20 protein-coding genes are annotated in these 20,061 nt (G+C 39.4%); 10 read left to right on the top strand and 10 right to left on the bottom strand.

The genetic code is table 11. The features are described from left to right. Positions 1–108: 108 nt before the first annotated feature. Entirely contained in the window at positions 109–894 is a 786-nt protein-coding gene (locus AC3ISB_RS07260; protein WP_489275934.1) for an ABC transporter permease, read from the bottom strand. Further along, positions 894–1,526, bottom strand: a complete 633-nt coding sequence (locus AC3ISB_RS07255; protein WP_286178564.1) for an ABC transporter ATP-binding protein — start codon at positions 1,524–1,526, stop codon at positions 894–896. The genes AC3ISB_RS07260 and AC3ISB_RS07255 overlap by 1 nt, the downstream gene beginning before the upstream one ends. Before the next feature lie 186 nt (positions 1,527–1,712). Between AC3ISB_RS07255 and AC3ISB_RS07250 the strand changes: the two genes are divergently transcribed. Together AC3ISB_RS07250 and AC3ISB_RS07245 are read left to right on the top strand one after the other, a co-directional pair. Further along, entirely contained in the window at positions 1,713–2,531 is an 819-nt protein-coding gene (locus tag AC3ISB_RS07250) for a thermonuclease family protein (RefSeq protein WP_489275932.1), read from the top strand. A 542-nt stretch (positions 2,532–3,073) separates the two neighbouring features. Continuing rightward, a complete protein-coding gene (locus AC3ISB_RS07245; RefSeq protein ID WP_144527023.1) occupies positions 3,074–3,562 on the top strand; it encodes a sigma-70 family RNA polymerase sigma factor in 489 nt (162 codons plus the stop codon). Between the two features lie 48 nt (positions 3,563–3,610). On the opposite strand, the gene AC3ISB_RS07240 is transcribed toward AC3ISB_RS07245, so the two are convergent. Further along, positions 3,611–3,805 carry a hypothetical protein gene (locus AC3ISB_RS07240; RefSeq protein WP_098371164.1) on the bottom strand — a complete coding sequence of 65 codons (195 nt, stop codon included), beginning with the start codon at positions 3,803–3,805 and terminating at the stop codon, positions 3,611–3,613. Between the two features lie 451 nt (positions 3,806–4,256). On the opposite strand from AC3ISB_RS07240, the gene AC3ISB_RS07235 reads away from it, so the two are divergent. Next, positions 4,257–4,433 (top strand): YkvS family protein, encoded by a 177-nt coding sequence (locus tag AC3ISB_RS07235; protein WP_064505160.1) that lies wholly within the window; start codon positions 4,257–4,259, stop codon positions 4,431–4,433. Positions 4,434–4,633: 200 nt separating this feature from the next. Further along, entirely contained in the window at positions 4,634–5,260 is a 627-nt protein-coding gene (locus tag AC3ISB_RS07230; protein ID WP_489275930.1) for a hypothetical protein, read from the top strand. Positions 5,261–5,312: 52 nt separating this feature from the next. Here the strand turns inward: AC3ISB_RS07230 and AC3ISB_RS07225 are convergent, their stop codons facing one another. The 3 genes from AC3ISB_RS07225 to AC3ISB_RS07215 all read right to left on the bottom strand — a co-directional run bounded on the left by AC3ISB_RS07225 (position 5,313) and on the right by AC3ISB_RS07215 (position 8,951). Continuing rightward, complete coding sequence (locus AC3ISB_RS07225; RefSeq protein ID WP_377409155.1) at positions 5,313–6,353, bottom strand: YkvI family membrane protein; 1,041 nt, start codon at positions 6,351–6,353, stop codon at positions 5,313–5,315. 245 nt (positions 6,354–6,598) lie between these two features. Further along, positions 6,599–8,293 carry a M3 family oligoendopeptidase gene (locus AC3ISB_RS07220; RefSeq protein WP_489275929.1) on the bottom strand — a complete coding sequence of 565 codons (1,695 nt, stop codon included), beginning with the start codon at positions 8,291–8,293 and terminating at the stop codon, positions 6,599–6,601. A gap of 220 nt (positions 8,294–8,513) precedes the next feature. Further along, a complete protein-coding gene (locus AC3ISB_RS07215) occupies positions 8,514–8,951 on the bottom strand; it encodes a MarR family winged helix-turn-helix transcriptional regulator (protein WP_489275927.1) in 438 nt (145 codons plus the stop codon). 156 nt (positions 8,952–9,107) lie between these two features. On the opposite strand from AC3ISB_RS07215, the gene AC3ISB_RS07210 reads away from it, so the two are divergent. The 3 genes from AC3ISB_RS07210 (at position 9,108) to AC3ISB_RS07200 (ending at position 12,810) form a co-directional block, all read left to right on the top strand. Beyond that, positions 9,108–10,604, top strand: a complete 1,497-nt coding sequence (locus AC3ISB_RS07210) for an ATP-binding protein (RefSeq protein WP_489275925.1) — start codon at positions 9,108–9,110, stop codon at positions 10,602–10,604. 142 nt (positions 10,605–10,746) lie between these two features. Next, the gene (locus tag AC3ISB_RS07205) at positions 10,747–11,970 is read left to right on the top strand and encodes an MFS transporter (RefSeq protein WP_480339179.1); all 1,224 of its coding nucleotides are present in this window, start codon (positions 10,747–10,749) and stop codon (positions 11,968–11,970) included. A gap of 108 nt (positions 11,971–12,078) precedes the next feature. Further along, a complete protein-coding gene (locus AC3ISB_RS07200) occupies positions 12,079–12,810 on the top strand; it encodes a ZIP family metal transporter (protein WP_098371169.1) in 732 nt (243 codons plus the stop codon). 313 nt (positions 12,811–13,123) lie between these two features. Here the strand turns inward: AC3ISB_RS07200 and AC3ISB_RS07195 are convergent, their stop codons facing one another. Next, a complete protein-coding gene (locus AC3ISB_RS07195) occupies positions 13,124–13,366 on the bottom strand; it encodes an aspartyl-phosphate phosphatase Spo0E family protein (RefSeq protein ID WP_098371171.1) in 243 nt (80 codons plus the stop codon). A gap of 440 nt (positions 13,367–13,806) precedes the next feature. Then, positions 13,807–15,966 (bottom strand): PAS domain S-box protein, encoded by a 2,160-nt coding sequence (locus AC3ISB_RS07190; RefSeq protein WP_489275922.1) that lies wholly within the window; start codon positions 15,964–15,966, stop codon positions 13,807–13,809. Positions 15,967–16,243: 277 nt separating this feature from the next. Here AC3ISB_RS07190 and AC3ISB_RS07185 point away from each other — a divergent pair, with 277 nt between their 5' ends. Together AC3ISB_RS07185 and AC3ISB_RS07180 are read left to right on the top strand one after the other, a co-directional pair. Next, a complete protein-coding gene (locus AC3ISB_RS07185; protein WP_489275920.1) occupies positions 16,244–17,269 on the top strand; it encodes an acyltransferase family protein in 1,026 nt (341 codons plus the stop codon). A 184-nt stretch (positions 17,270–17,453) separates the two neighbouring features. Continuing rightward, on the top strand, positions 17,454–19,214 hold the full coding sequence (locus AC3ISB_RS07180) for a B12-binding domain-containing radical SAM protein (RefSeq protein ID WP_489276882.1): 1,761 nt from the start codon (positions 17,454–17,456) through the stop codon (positions 19,212–19,214). A 37-nt stretch (positions 19,215–19,251) separates the two neighbouring features. Here AC3ISB_RS07180 and AC3ISB_RS07175 read toward each other — a convergent pair whose 3' ends face one another. Both AC3ISB_RS07175 and AC3ISB_RS07170 read right to left on the bottom strand, forming a co-directional pair. Further along, positions 19,252–19,398, bottom strand: coding sequence for a hypothetical protein (locus tag AC3ISB_RS07175; protein ID WP_179891043.1), 147 nt, complete (start codon positions 19,396–19,398; stop codon positions 19,252–19,254). Then, a complete protein-coding gene (locus AC3ISB_RS07170) occupies positions 19,398–19,556 on the bottom strand; it encodes a hypothetical protein (protein WP_377409146.1) in 159 nt (52 codons plus the stop codon). Before AC3ISB_RS07170 ends, AC3ISB_RS07175 begins: the two co-directional genes overlap by 1 nt. A 121-nt stretch (positions 19,557–19,677) precedes the next feature. Here AC3ISB_RS07170 and AC3ISB_RS07165 point away from each other — a divergent pair, with 121 nt between their 5' ends. After that, positions 19,678–20,013 (top strand): DUF3905 domain-containing protein, encoded by a 336-nt coding sequence (locus AC3ISB_RS07165; protein ID WP_098371176.1) that lies wholly within the window; start codon positions 19,678–19,680, stop codon positions 20,011–20,013. Positions 20,014–20,061 lie beyond the last annotated feature (48 nt).

Here is a 20,061-nt window from a genome sequence, read left to right as displayed (position 1 = left end):
AGAATAGCATTATCATTCCCAACAAACAAACCAAAACTATTGGTACCTACAAAATATTACAAAAATATAGATGGAACTGCAACTATTACTTTTCAGATTCTTCAAAGATTAAATGGACAACTGTGCATTTTTGGTAAAAAAAGCCCTGAAACTCAGCATAATGAAAAGGACCACCGTTAATGAAACACTTCCGAGAATCCCGATTAATATTGCAATCTGGTATTCAATGGCGATGAGCGGGCTTATCCCAGACAGGATTTGCCCTGTCATCATTCCTGGAAGGAAGATAATCCCCATCCCGAGCATATTGTTCAAAGTCGGGAGCACTGCGGAGTCGAATGCAGCATCCACATATTTCTTCACAGCCCTCGCTGGAGTCGCCCCAAGCATCAACATCGCTTCCACCTTTTCACGATTACTGCTAATCCCATCATGGAGGTTTTTAAGCGTCAATGTCACTCCAGTCATGGCATTCCCCACGATCATCCCTGCAATTGGAATGAAATACCTCGGCTCATACCATGGCGTGAAATGGATCACGACCACATTAAAATAAAACAAGGCCGCCATGGGTCCTGACAACATACTTAGGATAACCATCCTTTTGATTTTCTTATTAATTGTATAAGGCACTTGCTTAAAAATATTATGGATGGAAAACAGGGCCATCGCACATAAAAATCCTAAAGAAAGTAAAGGGTGGGGATTTTCAAAGATATATGTCAAAACATATCCGGCAAGAATGAGTTGGACCGTCATCCGTACCGTAGCGAGCATGATTTGCTTTTCCCGTGAAATCCCTCGCCATTTCACGATTATGAGCAGAATCACTACAAATAGGTAAGCCGCACAAAGACGCCAGAACTCAATATCTATTATCCCATTCGCCTCCATTAATAGTCACCCTCCTTCGCCTTTTTCAGAACGATCCTCTTTTCAGCACATATTTCCGCAAGCTGTTTTGAATGGGTTATCATGATGACCGTTCCTTTTTCCCGCTTCACTTCTTCTAAAAAACGGCTCATGACCGTCAGCTCGGCTTCTTCATCAAGAGCTGAAGTCGGCTCATCCAGCAAATACACCTCGGGTTTCAATAAAAGTAACCTCGCCAGTGCCAGCCTCTGTTTCTCTCCGCCAGAAAGATTCTCCGCCCCCTCGTCTAAAGACTTCTGCAACTGGACGGTTTCAAGTGCTTTAACCAATTCGGCTTTATCCTTTTTTTCCCGTTCGGTCAATTCCAGGCCAATCTGCAGGTTTTCTTCAATCGTACCCGGTAAAGTGAACGGTGCCTGAGAAAGCATTGTGACCTTACGCCGGAGCTCTATCGGGTTGAATTCATCCAGCAACCGATCCTGATAATAGATCGAACCGCTATCCGGGTCATCCATCCTGTTCAATAATCGGAGCAGTGAGGTTTTCCCTGCACCGCTTTCCCCGGTCAAACAAGTAACCATACAAGCGGATATTCTCAAATCATCAATTTTCAAAATCCCTTTATACCTAATATTTTCAAGCCTAAATATCATTTTTACACGCCTGCCTCCCTTACTTCCACCATATCATTATAAGAAACTATCATGATATGAGGTAGAGATGCATTTAAAATTTCAATGATTTTCATTTTCTTTCCCTTTTTTATAGGTTAGTATTATTCCTGCCGAATATATCCATGACGGACGTGGAAAACACCTAAATAAATGGAGGGACTTATCATGAACGGAAATTCCTTTTTACATTCTTATCTGAATGTTTTTCTCCTGACTGCACTTTGCCTGATTACGTTGTCTGGCTGCCAGGCTGCATCAGATAACCTAATTAAGCAATCCAAACAGGAAGATTCAATTTCCAACGAAGACTTCCGATCCAGTGCGGGTTCTTCAAATGAAGAAAAAGGCAAGACATTCACAGCCGAGATCATTAAAGTTGTTGACGGAGATACAATAAAAATCAAAATGGCTAATGGAAATAAAGAAACGGTCAGGCTCCTTTTGGTAGATACTCCAGAAACCGTGCACCCATCCAAGCCCGTTCAGCCTTTTGGACCTGAAGCAAGCAAATTCACCAAGGAACTAATGCCAGCGGGTTCTGAAGTGGAAGTAGAAACCGGCATAGGTGAAAGAGATAAATATGGCCGGCTGCTGGCCTATTTTTATGTTGACGGTAAAATGGTGAATAAACTCCTGCTTGAAAAAGGACTGGCCAGGGTAGCCTATGTTTATGCACCGAACACGAAATATCTAGATGAATTGGAAAATATTCAGAAACAAGCCCAAAAAGACGAAATCGGTATTTGGTCAATTGAAAACTATGCAACTTCAAAGGGGTTTGATGATTCGAAGTCCGTAGAAGCTTCAGTGGAAAAGCCAACTGCATCTTGCAGTAACCCGCAAATTAAAGGGAATATAAACTCTAAAGGCAACAAAATATATCACATTCCTTCGGGCCAATATTACGAAATAACCAAACCGGAAGAAATGTTTTGTACCGAACAAGACGCACAGGATGCTGGATTCCGAAAATCGCAAAGTTAACAAATACAATGGTTAATAGTATGCACGCTTCAGAAATCACAATTAAGAACGTATAAGGGGGCTTAAAAGAGGATCAGTTTGCCTGCAGTTTTTTTATTTAAAAAAGTTCCAGCTTGATTTCAGAAATCCGCTCCCTTTCCGCCGACCGTCCGCCGGGCCTCATCAAAGCAAGCAGTTAGAGGGTCTCGGCTAGACAGTTATTCGGGAGGAGTGTCGCAAATTGTTTTACTTTCATGGTTCGGGATGTGACCATTCTGGACTCCCGTTGTCGACAAACTGAACACCTCCCCATAATATATGGCTTTACATTAAATGAAAAACACATCCAATCTAAGGATGTGTTTTTCATTTGGCCATCCCCTCATTAAAGTTCTATTGAATCAACATTTCCCTATTAATAAGATCCTCGTTAATCCCTTTAAAACCCACTGTTTATTCCTTCCATTTACCCTTTATGCCATTTGGCTTTAGCCGAACGATTTATTTATGGTAGAAGCACCCGGGAATACAGGAAAGTGCACTTTCTAAAGGTGGCTTGCTTAATGGAAGATTTCTCAGCACTAACGTCTGAATTCACGCCGATGATCCATCATATAATCCGCTCACTTTCCATCTATAAAAATAAGGATGAATATTTTCAAGTAGGATTGATTGCTTTATGGGAGTCATATAGGAAATTCGATGAGGAATACGGTAAGTTCTCCAACTATGCCTTTACGGTAATCAAAGGCAAAATTCTGAACGAATTAAAGCACCACCATAAATATGAAGCCCACACCGAACCATTTGACTCCTTCATTCTAGAGATTAAAGATCCATTTTCAATACACGATGAGGCTTTTGCCATCGATAATATCTTAACCTACACGGATGGATTGACACTGAATCAGCAACGCTGGCTTTTACAGACGTACTTGGAGAATAAAACGGTGACTGAAATTGCTGAAGTATATCAAGTTACTACCGCAGCCGTAAAATCATGGAGAAGGTCCGCTTTAAATAAATTAAGGAAACAATTGATTTTTCCATAATGAATAATTTAGGGTGGCTCAATCATGAGCCACCCCCAAAAATATACATTAACTTCTCGCTTCTTCTAAATACGTATAAATTATCACACCGTTATGTTGAGCATTCCCCCGAAAGTGTTTAAAGTCTTCCCTTTTAACAAGAACCTCACGAAAAGGTAAAAATTCTTCTTTTGTTATCCTGAATTCATCCATTTCCCGATTTGCCAGTTTATCGAGTACATCTTTTGCTTCTTCTGCATTCATAAGATTGTCCTCCTTAATTATCAAATGTTCTATCATTTCTACAGGAGAAATTCCGTTTTTATTTTAACATAAGCTTGCCACTTAATATAATTCAGAACTTTTTGAGGCAACTGCTACATAATTCTTTACGAATGCTTTAAAATAGTGCAAACTGTATAGTAAAATATCATAATGTAAAATGATTGGCATTTTTTGTACATAGAATTACATACTGGTACGCATAACTGCGTTCACAAGATATACCAAATTATGCCACATCATTACATCTGCTCCATTAAAAGAAATCGTACCTTCCTTTAAAAGTTTAGCTTACTGTACCGACATAAGAGATAACTTTTTCTCTTACTAGCACTTCCCACGTCAAAATCTAAACTGCAAGATGTTCGAATAATCCAATTACTCCATAGTTACTTTTTGATCATTGGAAACAAAATGGGAAAGGATGATTACCATGAAGAAAGCGGAAGTTGGAAATATCATTGAATTTAGAGAAGGCTTAAAAGGAATCGTCGAGAAAGTGAACGAGAACTCAGTAATCGTGGACGTCACGTATATGGAAAATTATCGTGATTTGGAACTTGAACAGAAAACCGTCGTCAACCATAAAAATTATAAAATCATAGGATAATTCAATGTACTCAAACGGGATGGTTACTAGATGACCATCCCGTTTTTCACTTTATCGAAATCCTCCGAATTGATTCTCCCGCTTTTTGTAACCATTTCCATTTCATACCGTCTAATTCATTAAAGGGCAAAACACATGTATTTGATGCAGGTATATCCAAATTCAGATTGGAATTTCTATCAGAAAGATGAGGGGAACACATGACTAGTTGGACACGTTATATTGGCTGTGTCACATTCGCCGCTTTTCTTCTGTCTGGCTGCGGTACGACCATAGACGAAAATGCAGATGAGCCACAGGAAGATTCAGTAAAAGAAGGGAACGAAGGCAATACTTCTCAAGGAGATAATCACAATAACCGAAGTGATAACAAAGTAAGACTGATGGAGCAAAACCTGCAGTATACAATTAACGGGGAAGCAAAAGAAAAAACAGCCTTCCTAAAAAAAAGTGATAACCAGCCGTTCAGCCTCTATGTTTTGCAACAATTCAGATTAAGTGCCGAAGAACCAGGAAAGGATATTGTGTTCCTGACTGAAGATGACTCCATTTATATGAGAATCGAATTGTTGAAGGCGGATGTCAATTGGGATGAGGTGGAAAAAAATGTTCAAGCCCAGCTGAAAAGCATTTCAGAAACAATTAGCGATCCTTCACTTGATGTCGAGGGCGGAACGGGCTTTGAAGTGGAAAGCGGCGATGATGTGATCACTTCCATATTGCTCAAGGATGAAAAATCACCCGTCCGCTTAACTATATTCACGAAAAAAGATAGAGATTACCGGGATGCTTTTCTAGAGATGGCTAAGACGCTGATGAAAAGGTGAACATCCACTATACCCTGATACGGAGGGCTAAGGACTGGCCCCCCGTTCTTCATTACTCCTTCCCCGCCTTGCTTTTCCAGACCAATATTAAAAAAAGGAGGCTTATGTATCCAAAAACCGGATAAATATATCCTAGTAACCTTCCATATCCGAATTCACTGATGATCAAAGCTATTAAAAAAATCACCGCTATGATCATCATGCTTGGCAATTTAATATAATTGCTGATTTGCCTCTGTAATCCATATATGTTTCCGATGACCGAAGTGAATATCTCCCCGTAAATCACCAAAATGAACATCCAATATAACTGACTGGCTGCCGTTCTCATAATAACCGCTGAAGGAATTTCATATCTATTCACGTCAGGAAGTGTCATAAGCGAAAAATGCCCCGTCAATAAAATGATCGTCAGGAATATCCCCCCAAGAATTGCACCATGTTTAATGACCTTTTCATCTCGAACTTCATACGCAACCGGAACCAGCACAGCCTGTGCCAAAGCAAGGTTAAAGGCTGTATAGGCAAATGGTGACAAAATCATTTTCACGGTGATCACTTCATCAGGAACTTTTGTAAGGGTCTTAAAGAAATCCCCATTATCCAAAGTCGAGAAAAAAAGGATCAAGCTAAAGCAGATCATGATCGGTACAACAAAAGAGTTCACAGTGAAAACACCGCGCATGCCCATCATCAGGACCAAGGATGCCAGTATGATCGTAGACCAACTTCCTATACTTTTAGGCACGCCAAGTTGTTCTTCAAAAACGGCTCCTGAACCCGATATCATGACAGCCGTCACCCCTAACAGCATGATAAGGAAAAAGAAGTTGATGATTCCCGCTATTTTCCTCCCAAAAAGAAATTGGTTGAACTCCTCATAAGAAGATGCTCTTATCCTTGCGGAAATGAGCATGATTTTCGTCCCAGTGAAAATGAAAATATAACCTGCTATTAAAATCCCGATAAAGCCATAAAAGCCATAACGGGTAAAAAACTCGACAATCTCTTTTCCAGTTGCAAATCCTGCACCGACGACTGTGCCTACATAAACTGCTGCAATCTGAAAACTCCCTGACCACCTTGACAGCATACTCTCCCCTCCTCAGTACATTTATATGTAAGGAAGAGATATTTAAGACAAGCCGAGCGATATTCCTTTCGTCGGCTGTTTTTTTCCTGGGCTAACATTCTCTCATTGTGAAGTCTGAAACTCCCTATGCATTTCTCTGTGGAGCTTAAATCAGCACTTTTCATGCCCAACATTCCGAACGTATGAAAGATTTAAAAAAACGCTTGGAATTATCTCCAAGCGTTCGTATCATACAGCCTAATTTTTCATAATGCCTTATCATCTACAGTGGAGAGCCATTCGTCTATCACCTTTACAACGGACTGTACAGTACCGTCATCAAATGGAGATTTCAGATTCGCAGATTCAACAAGATCAAGGAACGACTTGCTGCCTCCAAGTTGGCACAGATTCAAATAATCACCCCAAGCCGTTTCATCTTTTTCAGCCGACCTTTTCCAGAATTGGAAAGCACAAATCTGGGCCAATGTATAGTCGATATAATAGAAAGGTGATTGATAAATGTGACTTTGCCGCTGCCAATACCCGCCATTCTCCAAGAATTCATTTCCTTCATAATCGCGATGTGGCAAATATTCCATCTCAATCTTACGCCAAGCCTGCTTTCTTTCAACGGGGGAGGCATCAGGATTTTCATAGACAAAATGCTGAAATTCATCAACAGCTACCCCATACGGGAGGAATATGAGGGCACCGCTTAAATGGGAAAACTTATACTTTTCCGTATCTTTCTTGAAAAACAGCTCCATCCATGGCCAAGTTAAAAATTCCATGCTCATCGAATGGATTTCACATGCTTCATATGTAGGCCAATAATACTCAGGAATGTCAAGTTCACGGCTGCGATACACTTGGAATGCATGGCCTGCCTCATGCGTCAAAACATCTATATCCCCGGAAGTACCGTTGAAATTAGAAAAGATGAATGGAGCTTTATAGTCTTCTATAAAAGTACAATAGCCACCGCTTTCTTTTCCTTTCTTCGCCACAAGGTCCATCAGGTCATTATCAATCATATAGTTGAAAAACTGATTAGTTTCAGGCGAAAGCTCCTGGTACATCCTTTTCCCATTTTCGATAATCCACTCAGCATCGCCTTTTGGAATGGCATTACCCGTTCTGAAATGAAAATTCTCATCATAATAGTTCAGTTTCTCCAATCCAAGACGTTCGCGCTGACGTCCCTTCAGCCGGGTGACAAGCGGTACCACTTCCTCTTTCACCTGCTTGCGGAATGCAGCAACCATTTCAGCATCATAATCAGTCCGTGTCATTCGATAATACCCAAGTTCCACGAAATTCGCATAACCTAGCGCTGTCGAAATCCCATGCCTCACCTTGACAAGGTCATCGAATATACGATCCAATTCCTCCTGCTTTTCTTCAAAGAAACCGTAATATGCCGCACTTGCATTTTTCCTTAACTCACGGTCCGAGGACTCCATATAAGGCTGGAGCTGCGCAAGTGTTAATTCTTTTCCATCAAAGTGAATTTTTGCAGAGGCAATCAATTGTGAATATTCACTTGATAATTTATTTTCTTTTTGCAGCTGTGGTATGATTTCGGGCGAAAAAGTTTTGAGTTGGGCCTCTGCCAGGTCAAATAGTTGAGTTCCCCATTTCTTCTCAAGCTCCTTACGATATTTCGAGCGAACGAGTTCATTGTAAAATTTTGAGGTTAACTCTTCCATTTCAGGGGAGAAGTCATCTAAATAATCATTCTCAGCTTTATAAAAATCATCATTGGTATCAATGGAATGCCGTATATAGACCAAATTAAACATCGTACCTACATAATTTCGGATTTCATTTATTTCTTCCATGGCTTTTATTTGCGCATCAGCATTAGCAGCGTCAGTAAACTTTTCCAAAGCTTTCATGAATCGGGTTTTAATTTCATCCATTTCAGGACGTTTATATTCATACTCATTAAATTTCATATGTACGCTCCTTTTCACGATATAAAAACATTTTTTCAACCTGGGTAACGTTATTCATCAAATTCGTTTTCAAGACACATTCACCATTATCGCGGTTATCGTAATATAATTTAATTCGCCACAGCGTTATTAAAAACCTTTATGTCCTCAAAACAAATTCAGATTTTATCAGACATAAAAAACCAGCACCTGTAGTCAAACCCGGGTGCTGGTTCTTTAGCTAATTTTGAGCGGAATACCCAATCTTTTTAAGCAATTCGATAACGGTGGCCTTTTCATTGTGCGTAAGTACACTCATGATATCATCGATTCTTTTTTCATGCTCAGGAAATACTCCTTCAATAAAGGCCTTTCCTTTATCCGTTATTTTTGCAAAGGTTACACGGCGATCCTCTTTACATGCTATTCGCTGTAGATATTCCTTCTGTTCAAGTTTATCCACGACATAGGTAATGCTGCCGCTAGCTAGCAGGATTTTTCCGCCTATTTGCTGAAGGGGCTGATCCCCTTTATGATAAAGCAATTCCAATACGGCAAACTCAGTTGGATTCAAACCCTCTTCAGCTATATGTTTATTTACCACATCATTAATGGATCGATGGGCTCTAGACATCACAATGAACAGTTTCAAAGACTGTTGGATGTTATTATTCTCCATAACTTCACAACCTTAAAAATTTTTAATTAAAATATCTTGAATTAAAAGTTATTATATGACATAAAGACTTTTTTGTCAATCTACCCTGTTAGTATGCACTATTGTTTAATCATTCATTTTGATATACTTGAAAAAAAAGCTAAAGTAGTGACAATCATGAAAACAAGGCATAAATTCACCGCATATCTACTTATTGTTATTTTACCATTAATTATTCTCTCAATCATTTATTGGGTACATTTAGAACGTTCCATTCAAAAAGAAAGACAGGAACAAGCTGAATGGGCGGGAACGGTTTATCAAGAATACATAGATCAAGTTATCAGAGAAACGAAGGAAAACCTTGAGCTGCTTAGCCTTAGCAGTTCCGTGCTTTATATGGATAACAAAAAAACCGAACTTCTTATGAAATGGATCAAAGATACAGATTCCAGGTATGCCGGAATCTATTGGCTAAATCGTGACGGTGTCTCCATTTCAGGGACGAATAAGAATTTCAATCATTACTATTTAATTGAACAGAATGATATAGAACTTGCAGTAAAAACCCAAAAAGCCGTTGTTGTAGGAACAAAGGAGCTATATAGCCCTGATTACAATTATTTTTCCATTTTTGCTCCCATACTGGATCATGATAAAAAAGTGCAAGGGTTTTTATTGGCACATATCAGGCTGGATCATATGGAAAATATATTAAAGATTCTCAGCCCTGGTCATACCTTTAAATTGGAAACAAAGGACAAAACCCGAATTTTAGATATAAATGCCGACGAATTTACTGGACATTCTAAATGGGTGGATGTTCCTTTGACCGAAGTCAATTGGAAACTGTCCGTCAAAGTGCCCGATAAGATTAACACAAATAATATCAATGTATTTTTAATGCTTGTCTTTTTCACCTTCTTTTTTACTCACATGATTTATACCATCGTGGAGGAGCTGATCGTTCGCAGGAATACCAAAAAACAAAAGTTACTAAACGAAAGGCAAAAAATAGATTTTGTCGGTACATTGGCTGCCAGTACTGCACATGAAATAAAAAACCCACTTACCGGCATAAAGGGGCTAGTGCAGTTATTGGTTGAAAAACACCCTGAAGAACAAGATCAGTTCTATTACTCTGTCATCATGAAGGAAATTGAACGGATCAATAGTATCGTCAGCGAATTTTTGATTTTAGGGAAGCCGATGGCCCAGACTTTATCCTTATATGATATCCGCAGTATCATTGCTGAATTGAGACCAATAATAGAATCAGAAGCACGTCACTTCAATATTGAAGTGGAATGGAATATCATAAAGGAGCCGATCCTGGTTCATTGTACAAAGGATCAACTCAAACAAGTCATCCTCAACATTGCCAAAAACGGTTTCGAGGCCATGGAAGTTGGGAAAAAGTTAAGGATTCGAATTCACCATGAAAATGAATGGGCTAAAATCATGATCACCGACATCGGGCAAGGACTGAATGAAAAAGAAATAGGTAAAGTGTTCGATCCCTTCTATACATCGAAAAAGGAAGGAACGGGATTAGGGCTATTTGTGTGTAAACGAATAATTGAATCTTTTAACGGTACCATAGAGTTTTCAAGTAAACCTCTGAAAGGTACAACCGTAACAATCAGCTTACCGCTGATAAAAGACCACCCTTAGCAAAACTTTGAAGAGTTTCATTTTTTTATCAATGCCAGTAACGATTCCGATTTATTTAAAGGTGTCATGCATACGGTGCATGCTTCTTGAATCTATTTATGGAATAGGTAAAAATCTTAATCAGGAAGAAGGAAATATACAGATGGGAAGTATCGCTGCCATTAAAACAAAACCGCAAAAACAAGATATGACTCTGAAAATCATGATCATCATTGGCATATGCCATTTAATGAATGATTCTCTTCAGGCCGTCGTACCGGCCATGTTCCCAATCCTCGAAAAATCAATGTCGCTAACATATACACAGCTGGGAATGATTGCATTCTGCCTGAATATCGTCTCATCCCTCCTGCAGCCGGCAGTTGGATTCTATACGGATAAAAGGCCAATTCCATATGCATTGCCCATTGGGTTGACCAGTACTTTAATCGGGGTCATCATTCTCTCAATTGCCCCAAACTATACCATTATCCTTGGTGCAGTCATCTTGATGGGCTTAGGGTCGGCCATATTCCATCCGGAAGGCTCTAGGGTTGCCTATATGGCAGGCGGACCAAAGAGAGGCCTGGCACAATCGATTTATCAGGTCGGCGGGAATAGCGGGCAGGCACTTGCCCCACTCATCACAGCCATCGTGCTTGTTCCTTTTGGTCAAAAAGGCGCACTCTGGTTTGCCCTGGTTGCCTTGATGGCCGTAATCCTATTGCTGTATATTGCCAAGTGGTATTCCCAAAAATTAGTTCACTTCCAGCCTAAAAAGCTTGCTGCAAAAATAATCAATAAAGAGCGGTCACATAAAGTGGCCAAAGCCCTGGTATTGATATTATTCATAATCTTTGCCCGTTCCTGGTATGTATCGTGCATGACGAACTTTTACAGTTTTTATTTGATCGAGCAGTATTCATTCACGATAAAATCCGCACAATTTTTCCTATTTGCCTTTTTGGCCGCCGGTGCTGTAGGTACATTTTTTGGAGGTCCGCTTGCTGATAGATTCGGGCGTAAAAATGTCATTTTCTTTTCTTTCGCTGCCAGCATGCCAATAACCGCACTTTTACCATTCGTACCTCCTACAGCCGCTTTTATTTTATTATTGATGGCGGGATTCATTATAATGAGCAGTTTTTCCGTCACTGTAATATACGCACAGGAATTGGTCCCGGGAAAAGTCGGAACGATGGCAGGCTTGACAGTGGGGTTAGCCTTTGGAATGGGTGCCATTGGATCCGTTTCATTGGGAGCCATTGCAGATATAATTGGAATCGAATCCATGATTAAGTTAGTGGGATTCCTTCCATTACTGGGGATCATCAGCATACTGCTGCCGACTGATCTGACATTGAAAAAATGGTATACAGAAGAATGACTGCAAAATAGTTTTTTCCTGGAACATTTTCTTTATGTCTAAATACAATAAATTATTGTTCCGCCCAAAAATTCACTAATGAGTAAGTACCATACAAAGGAGAAATTTATGAGTGGAGTTTTATTAGGCAGCATCCTATCTGCTATGTCTACAGGGTTTGGTGCGTTACCAATCTTGTTCATTCAAGGTTCAATCACACATCGATTCAGAGACACGCTTCTGGCATTTACGGCTGGAATTATGATGGCTGCTTCGTTATTGAGCCTGATCCCGGAGTCTCTGGCCACCGGAGGATATATGCAGCTAGTCATTGGGGTTTTTCTCGGGGTAATGACATTAACGATCATGGAAAAAAACATTCCTCATATCGATCTCAGCCATACGAAAAGTGGCATTCAGTTCGATGAAAAGGCTTTGCTCATCATCACTGCCATTACACTCCATAATATTCCTGAGGGTCTTTCTGTTGGGGTGAGTTACGCCTCTGATACTGCTGATACAGGTAATTTGATCGCTTTTGCCATCGGCCTGCAAAATGCTCCGGAAGGCTTACTAGTCGCCTTGTTTTTAATTAATCAAAAAATCGGTAAACTCACAGCGTTCCTGATAGCTACCTTAACCGGTACCATCGAAATAATTACCGGCTTACTAGGTTTTTATTTAACCTCTTACATTGGGTTCCTGGTTCCATACGGCCTAGCTTTCGCCGCCGGGGCCATGCTTTTCATCGTTTATAAGGAATTGATTCCTGAAAGCCATGGGGATGGTAATGAACGCACATCTACCTATTCCTTCATTGTCGGCCTTTTGTTCATGGTCATATTATTGGAAGTTTTGTAACTCCCGAACTTCCTCCATGGCTGGCTCCATCAAGTGAGTCAGCTCTTACTTTTCATTAATCAGTGTAACCCATTCAGAAAAATTAAGACTTCTAAACCAATCCCGATGCATGAAGGACACCTTCTGGTGGCCTCCCCTCGATATATACCCCAAATCCATAGGAAATTCAAAAGATATATTGTCTTGTTTATATAAGTCTTTCATTAATTGTTTTCAGATATGTTTACAAAGGTTCATTTCACCAGAAATCACACAAAGTTGCTTGTCTCCTTGCCTGCTACTTTAAAAAATCATGCATGCATTCAAATCCCCTCTAAAAGGAAATGTCGTCATTAAAGGGTTGCTGCACAATAACAACCATCTCTTCTCGCTTATTTCTCACTTCCACTGATGAATGATGTTGAAGGATTAAATACTCATTTATAAGTTTGTCAAGCTGCTCACTTTGGCGAAGGGTATACTCATGATTTAGTCCATACATTTTGGCCAGCTCCATCATTTCCCAACGCTTCATTCGAATCTCAGAACAAATTTCCGTTGCACACCTAGAATTCATAACAACATTCACTACTCCTGCCTTTTTAAAGTTACATTATAATAAAGAAGTATTACAAAATATGCCTTATATGTAAATAGATTCGCAAAAAAAGACAAAACTTCTTAAATTGCGATAATGCTTACCTACCAGCAGACAGGATATGACGGAAATTTCTAAGCATGAACCTCTATATTGATTATGACGATTTCATATGAAGCCCGCTCCGAAAATCGATTCGAAAGTTCTGCAATTTGGTTGTCATTCTTATTTTCCGCTTAATTACTTCGGAAGCTTCTCTATAATGGAAGCACAATATTTTTTATGGTTACAACCCTTAATTGTGATTCCAAGATAATAAATAATGAAAAAAGGAATCCAATAAAGGATTCCCCATTAACTAATGAAAATTTCATATGCTTTCCGTTAACTAAAAAAGGTTTGGAACATCCCCTTCTGCATTACTCAAATGGCAAATAAATATGAAAGCTCGTCCCTTTTCCCACTTCGCTTTCCACTTCTATATAGCCATTGTGCTCTTCAATGATTTTATAGCTGACCATGAGCCCGAGCCCCGTTCCCCTATCTTTCGTCGTATAAAAAGGTTCACCCAATTTTTTTAGCATTTCCGTTGAAATCCCCATGCCTTTGTCAGTAATTGAAATGCAAACGTATTTCTCTGAAAATCGGCTTGTTTTAATGGAAACAGATCCCCCATCTGGCATGACTTCCAATGCATTTTTGATGATGTTAATGAACACTTGCTTTAACTGGTTCGCTTCACATAAAACGTTAAATTCATCTTCTTCAAAGTCTGTCTCGAATTGAATATTTTCCAATAGTGCCTGAGCGGCCAGTAATTCCAGTGTCTCTCTCAATATGGTATGAACATCCTGTTTGAAAATTTTTAGCGCCTGCGGTTTTGCCAGTACCAAAAATTCCGTGATAATGGTTTCGATTCGCTTAATTTCGGAAGTAATTACATGAAAGTATGTGGAAAACTCCCCTTTAACTCCATCCTCAAGCAGCTGGATAAAACCTTTTAAGGCTGTCATTGGATTCCTGATTTCGTGAGCAATTCCGGCCGCCAGTTCACCTACTACATTCAAAGTATCCGATTTTCGGATTTGTTCCTGCATTTCGAGATTTTTACTCACATCACGGAAAATGCTTAAATTCAGGTTCGAATATAAATTTTTCCTCGTCAAAAATTCAATATGCTTAACCCTTCCATCTTCGTATGTTATCGGAATGATGGAAGAGTAGACCTCATGCTTATAAACATTTTCAATGTGAGCGTTCAAGACAGGAGCATTTTCAGGAATTTTTTCGATGAATCCCTTTACAGATAAAGATAGCAGTTTGCGCTTCGAAATCTCCAATATTTTCTGACCAGCTTCATTAATATCGGTGAACCCTTCATGATTCCATAAAATCAAGCCGTCTAATGTTCCCTCAAAAATCTTCCTGAACTTCTTTTCACTATCCCTTAATTCCTTCTCAATCAGCCAGCGCTCACTGACATTTCGAAAGATCGTTACGTTATATCCGTCACCTTCATGTTTTTTGGCAGTCAATTCAAGCAATTTAATTTGGTTATTAGGCATTTTATAAATCAGCTCACCCCGCACCTGGGTGTCTCTTTCAAACGTCTCCATCATCTGGCCAAAATGGTTATTATTGCTGTACACGTATTTCCAGATATGACTGCCGATCAAATCCTCTCTGCTGGATTCGAATATTTTACATGCTGAATGATTGACCCGAAAAATGATCCCGTCATCATTCCAGAATATGATTGCGTCCATGGACTGATCGAATAATTCGGCAAAAATCCGTTCGCTCGTCTCTAACTTTTTTTCTATTATATTTGATTCTGTAATTTTTCGAAGCACCGACATATATAATTCATTTCCTACCGTTGAACTTAACGAGAAAGTGAAATGATGCAGTTCATCCCCAACCTTTATCTCTACCTCTCCTTTGAAGTTCGAGTCATCAAAGGCTCTTTGTATGCTCTCATCCCAATATTCCCTATAATATGGGGATATGAGGTCCCTCATATTCTTACCGACAATATCTTTTTTCGGGATGCCCAAGACATGGATAAAGGCATGGTTCACTTCCATTATTATTCCTGAACTGTCGAATAGAACGATGCTTTCTATGGCTGTATCGAAAATGTCCAAAAACATCTGCCTTGACACCCTTGTTTCCCTTGACGAAGAAACATCCAATGTCACATCCCCCAAACGGTAGAACTGCTGTCCTTCGGAAAAAGAGCCTATACGTATAAACTCTATTTGCTTAAGGGCTCCGGTATGTAGCTGGATAATTTGCCTTTCACTTTCATTCGAGTTTTTTAGGGAACTTGAAACTTCCTGGTTATTTAAAGGGATGACATCGAGAAAATCAGTTATCTTCATGGACTCCAGCTGCTCTTTCGCGGTTTCCAGCAGGGCACAAGCAGCATCATTGGCATAAGTGAGACGCAGTTCCTCATCAACCCTAATATAAGGCTCTGACATCGAATTGAAAATGTTCAAAAACCCTTCGATCTGTTTATTCAATTTTAAAATTTCCTGTTTATATTCCGTTTCATTCTCATACCCGATTTTCATATTAACCCCCCTCATCAAAACCCATACTTACCAACTTTATTCGACATCCATCTTGATTTTCCCTCGGTATTTTTCGAAAATCGGCGCAATCAAACCATTCCAAAATTATCCTATATATCAAATTATAGTATATTGAATACTATAAAACTTAGCGTTAAGCTTAATTTAAGGTTATTATAATAAATTTAATAAATATTGATTTAGTACAAGGTATTTAGGGTATAAGAAATAACAATGCTTTCTAGCTACCTTAAAAATTTATTAAATGGAGGCAACGATGAAACAACGTGATTTTTTCTTCGATAACGCCAAGTTCATTCTTATGGCTTTTGTCGTCTTTGGACATTTGCTGAATACGTATATACATGACAGTGAAACGATATATGCTTTATATAAAACCATTTATTCCTTTCACATGCCTGCCTTTATCCTTGTTTCAGGGTTCTTTGCGAAAGGTTTTTATCAAAAAGGGTATTTAGGTAAAATTACTAAAAAACTGATTTTGCCCTATATCATTTTCCAATTGATATATACCGTTTACTACTATTTCTTATATGAACGTTCTGCCATCACTTTAGACCTGCTTGACCCCCAATGGTCGCTATGGTTCCTGATCAGTTTATTCTGTTGGAACATCATGCTCCTTGGTTTCTCAAAGCTAAAGCCATCAGTAGGCATAGGTTTATCTTTTTTAATCGCATTATTGATTGGATATATTGACAATATCTCCAATTATCTTAGTCTCTCCAGGACATTCGTTTTTTTCCCGATGTTTTTGATTGGGTACCATTTAAGCAAGGAACATTTAAAAAAACTATTCACTCCCAAAGTTCGTTTGGCTTCACTTAGTGTCATGTTATTGATTTTTATCGGTTTTTATTTAAATGCCGATATCAATTATAAATGGCTGCTCGGTTCGAAACCATATGCCGAACTTGAAGATGCGACAATCGTGTCCATGTTTAAACGCCTGGGATTTTATGGATTGAGCATAATTTCAGTGTTCAGCTTCCTTTCGTTCATTCCACGCGGACAATACTTCTTTACGAACTGGGGTAAACAAACCCTTTATGTCTATCTGCTGCATGGTTTCTTCATTCGGTTTTTCCGTGAAAGCACCATCCAGGAATACTTCAGCAATACAGAGAGCTTTATCATGCTCGCTGGCCTCTCATTCTTGATTACCGTATTATTATCAAGTGAAATGATCGCTACCATGGCGCAGCCGATCATCGAATTGAAAGCGACCAAGACAAAACGTTTCATGACTAAAACGAAAGAGTATATTAAACAAGCTTTTTAAATAAAACGGATGAAGCATTTTCTGCTTTATCCGTTTTCGACTTTCAAGCTGAAAAGATTCCCCTTCAATACCATAACTCATTTTTCAAATGGAGTACGCTATGGTAAAATTACTCGTTAGTGCTTGTTGGCTTAAAAAGACATGTACACGAAAGGAGCCAGGCGTTTCTTTTACGCCCTTTAACATGAATATAATAATCAGTACTCTTAACGCAAAATATATCCATACATCGCTATCCATCCGATATTTAAAAGCTTATGCCCAGCCAGATTATGATGTACAGCTGGCAGAATATACGATAAAAGATCCAATTATGAACATAGTTGGTGACCTTCATTCCAAAAAACCTGATGTCATAGGGTTCAGCTGCTATATTTGGAACATCGAGGAAACAATGAAAGTCGTAGCCATGCTGAAGAAGATCAATCCAGAATTGGTTATCATTCTTGGCGGACCTGAAGTCACCTATGATGTTGGGGAATGGCTTGATCAAATTCCCGGGGCTGATTTCATCGTAATTGGCGAAGGTGAAGTCACCTTCAAGGCCCTTTTATCTGAAATTGAAGGTTCGAATGACTATAAGAAGGTCGGCGGCATTGCGTATCGACAGGATGGAAAAAAAATCATCCAGCCTCAGAACGGCAAGGTTGATTTGAAATCCCTCCCTTCTCCCTATCGTTTGGAGGAAGACCGCGGCGATCTTTCTAAACGTGTCACCTATATCGAAACTAGCCGAGGGTGCCCGTTCAGTTGCCAATTTTGCCTTTCATCGATTGAAGTGGGTGTCAGGTATTTTGATCGTGAAAAGATTAAAGAAGATATCAGGTACCTTATGTCTAATGGTGCCAAGACCATTAAGTTCGTTGACCGAACCTTCAATATCAGCCGAAGCTATGCCATGGAAATGTTTCAATTCTTAATCGATGAACATCTTCCCGGTGTGGTTTTCCAGTTTGAAATCACGGCGGACATCATGCGTCCGGAAGTTATCCAGTTCTTGAACGATAATGCCCCTGCAGGATTGTTCCGCTTTGAAATAGGGGTACAATCGACGAATGATCATACGAATGATCTAGTTATGAGAAGGCAGAATTTCGAAAAATTGACCAGAACCGTCACGATGGTAAAAGAAGGTCAGAAAATTGATCAGCATTTAGACCTAATTGCCGGGTTACCTGAAGAAGATTATCATTCTTTCAGAAAGACTTTCAATGATGTTTTCGAGCTCAGACCCGAAGAGATGCAGCTTGGTTTTTTAAAGATGCTTCGTGGTACTGGCTTACGGATACGTGCTGATGAACACCAATATATATACAGCGAACATGCTCCATATGAAATCCTAGGAAATAATGTTTTATCCTTTGATGACATTGTCCGCATTAAACAAGTTGAAGATGTCCTTGAAAAATACTGGAACGATCATAGAATGGATCACACCACGGAATATCTTGTCAAAACAGTATTTCAATCACCATTCGACTTCTTTCAAGATTTCGGAACCTATTGGGATGAACAAGGCTGGTCACGAATCGGACATCAGCTTGAAGACTTGTTCAGACGCTTACAGCAGTTTTTGGCTTCCCGGGAATCTGCTGAACTGAAAAACATTATCGGACTCATGAAATTGGATTATTTTATGAACCAAAAATACAAACCACGTAAGCCTTGGTGGGAAGCTTCATTAGATAAAAGTGGGCGGAAAGAGATATATGAAGAGATTCTGGATAAGCCTGAAAAGCTTGGTTCCTCTTTCACAGCCTTGGCACTTAATGAAAAAGAAATACACAAGCACACATTGCTCGAGGCACTTCCCTTTGATTTGGAAACGTATTTAGCTGAGGGAACAATCGTCGAGAAACCATCGTTCATGCTTGCCTATTTTGATCCGAGTGGTAAGGGATCAACGATATTCCCTCTCTCAAAATCTGACAGCATCATTTTTTAAGAATAAGGACGGACCCAAGAATCGGGTCCGTCCTTATTTACTTATCACTATCACGTTTTTTATTTTCTTTTGCCAAAATTTCATAAATTTTGGTTGCGTTCATATCGCCGCTGAATTCGATTCCAAATTCAGTTCGTACATGTTGTCCCATCTTTTCCTGGCTGTTCTGTTTTTCTTTATCCATTAACTTCTTCCTTTTCTGCCTTGCTTTGAATTACGGTTGGCACCTTTCATTGCGTTTTCCTCCAATGCGAACTCATTGGAAAAATCATTTTCAGCTTGGTTTCTTTTTGGCGTTTTACTTGCTTTGACAGCACCATCCACATTGGCTTTCCGTTTCATTTTCATCCACCCTTTTCATATAGTTTACATTTTAGAATGGGGTAAAAATGCCTGAAATTATTCAGGGATAATATAGGGACAGACGAGAAAAATAACCGTAAAACGGAAAGGGAGACACTACATGAAAAAGAAATTGGATTCACCAATTGTCGACGATACACAACCACACCAAATTAACGCACCAAGCTTTAAGGGAACCGGCATAAAACCACAGGCTCCATTCGTCAATGATTATGGAGTCGTCATTGGCGACAGTAAATATGCATCTGAAAACTCACCACTCGAAAATTGGAGCGAAAATACAGACCCGGAAATCATGGCTGGAGACGAATGGATACACCCCACCAATGATATAGGCTGGAATTCAACTGAAAACCGTGAACTGTTAGAGGCTAAAAAAGCGCCGCAGCCGCCTTTCATGCATCCCGATAAGGATGTGAGCACTGATACGGATTGAATCGTTCTTGAGGGTCCAAGGAACTAGTGAAATCTCATTAAAATACAA

The sequence above is a fragment of the Peribacillus sp. GL_122 genome (genome assembly GCF_057835005.1).
This window is presented reverse-complemented; position numbering and strand designations above follow the sequence as displayed.

Coding starts and splice junctions, on each gene's coding strand:
- AC3ISB_RS07215 (WP_489275927.1), bottom strand. CDS start 8,951: ATGGAGAATAATAACATCCAACAGTCTTTGAAACTGTTCATTGTGATG.
- AC3ISB_RS07220 (WP_489275929.1), bottom strand. CDS start 8,293: ATGAAATTTAATGAGTATGAATATAAACGTCCTGAAATGGATGAAATT.
- AC3ISB_RS07165 (WP_098371176.1), top strand. CDS start 19,678: ATGAAAAAGAAATTGGATTCACCAATTGTCGACGATACACAACCACAC.
- AC3ISB_RS07210 (WP_489275925.1), top strand. CDS start 9,108: ATGAAAACAAGGCATAAATTCACCGCATATCTACTTATTGTTATTTTA.
- AC3ISB_RS07170 (WP_377409146.1), bottom strand. CDS start 19,556: ATGAAACGGAAAGCCAATGTGGATGGTGCTGTCAAAGCAAGTAAAACG.
- AC3ISB_RS07240 (WP_098371164.1), bottom strand. CDS start 3,805: ATGAATGCAGAAGAAGCAAAAGATGTACTCGATAAACTGGCAAATCGG.
- AC3ISB_RS07260 (WP_489275934.1), bottom strand. CDS start 894: ATGGAGGCGAATGGGATAATAGATATTGAGTTCTGGCGTCTTTGTGCG.
- AC3ISB_RS07185 (WP_489275920.1), top strand. CDS start 16,244: ATGAAACAACGTGATTTTTTCTTCGATAACGCCAAGTTCATTCTTATG.
- AC3ISB_RS07200 (WP_098371169.1), top strand. CDS start 12,079: ATGAGTGGAGTTTTATTAGGCAGCATCCTATCTGCTATGTCTACAGGG.
- AC3ISB_RS07255 (WP_286178564.1), bottom strand. CDS start 1,526: ATGATATTTAGGCTTGAAAATATTAGGTATAAAGGGATTTTGAAAATT.
- AC3ISB_RS07180 (WP_489276882.1), top strand. CDS start 17,454: ATGAATATAATAATCAGTACTCTTAACGCAAAATATATCCATACATCG.
- AC3ISB_RS07250 (WP_489275932.1), top strand. CDS start 1,713: ATGAACGGAAATTCCTTTTTACATTCTTATCTGAATGTTTTTCTCCTG.
- AC3ISB_RS07195 (WP_098371171.1), bottom strand. CDS start 13,366: ATGAATTCTAGGTGTGCAACGGAAATTTGTTCTGAGATTCGAATGAAG.
- AC3ISB_RS07245 (WP_144527023.1), top strand. CDS start 3,074: ATGGAAGATTTCTCAGCACTAACGTCTGAATTCACGCCGATGATCCAT.
- AC3ISB_RS07205 (WP_480339179.1), top strand. CDS start 10,747: ATGGGAAGTATCGCTGCCATTAAAACAAAACCGCAAAAACAAGATATG.
- AC3ISB_RS07175 (WP_179891043.1), bottom strand. CDS start 19,398: ATGGATAAAGAAAAACAGAACAGCCAGGAAAAGATGGGACAACATGTA.
- AC3ISB_RS07225 (WP_377409155.1), bottom strand. CDS start 6,353: ATGCTGTCAAGGTGGTCAGGGAGTTTTCAGATTGCAGCAGTTTATGTA.
- AC3ISB_RS07190 (WP_489275922.1), bottom strand. CDS start 15,966: ATGAAAATCGGGTATGAGAATGAAACGGAATATAAACAGGAAATTTTA.
- AC3ISB_RS07235 (WP_064505160.1), top strand. CDS start 4,257: ATGAAGAAAGCGGAAGTTGGAAATATCATTGAATTTAGAGAAGGCTTA.
- AC3ISB_RS07230 (WP_489275930.1), top strand. CDS start 4,634: ATGACTAGTTGGACACGTTATATTGGCTGTGTCACATTCGCCGCTTTT.